General features: G+C 39.8%; 1 protein-coding gene. It reads right to left on the reverse strand.

Annotated features, from left to right (window positions below):
* On the reverse strand, positions 1 to 402 hold a 402-nt coding region (locus AB4114_RS35950), incomplete at both ends, for an IS3 family transposase (RefSeq protein WP_441992695.1).

Consider the following 402-nt stretch of genomic DNA (forward strand, 5'->3'; position numbering starts at 1 on the left):
GGTGAAAGGTAACCCAAAGAACCATGGATCCTTTTACGATTGTAAAAAAGTTCAATGTATTCGAACATATCTTGTTGTGCTTGGGCTTTGGTCAAAAATCTCGTACAATAAACAAACTCTTTCTTTAGTACACTATGAAAAGATTCGATGCAAGCATTGTCATAACAGTTGCCTTTCCGACTCATGCTAGCTTTTATTTTGTATTTTTTTAGTCTTTTACGGTAATCGGTTGATGCGTACTGTGAGCCACGATCTGAGTGATGCAGTAGGCCTTTAGGAGGTTTTTGAGCCTCGTAGGCTTGATCTAAGGCAGCGAGAACTAAGTCGGTCGTCATACGGTCTCCGAGTTTCCAACCTACAATTTTGCGTGTGTACAAATCTAAAACACTTGCTAGATACATG

It is taken from the genome of Paenibacillus sp. 2RAB27, assembly GCF_052115445.1.
Taxonomy (GTDB): Bacteria; Bacillota; Bacilli; order Paenibacillales; family NBRC-103111; genus Paenibacillus_E.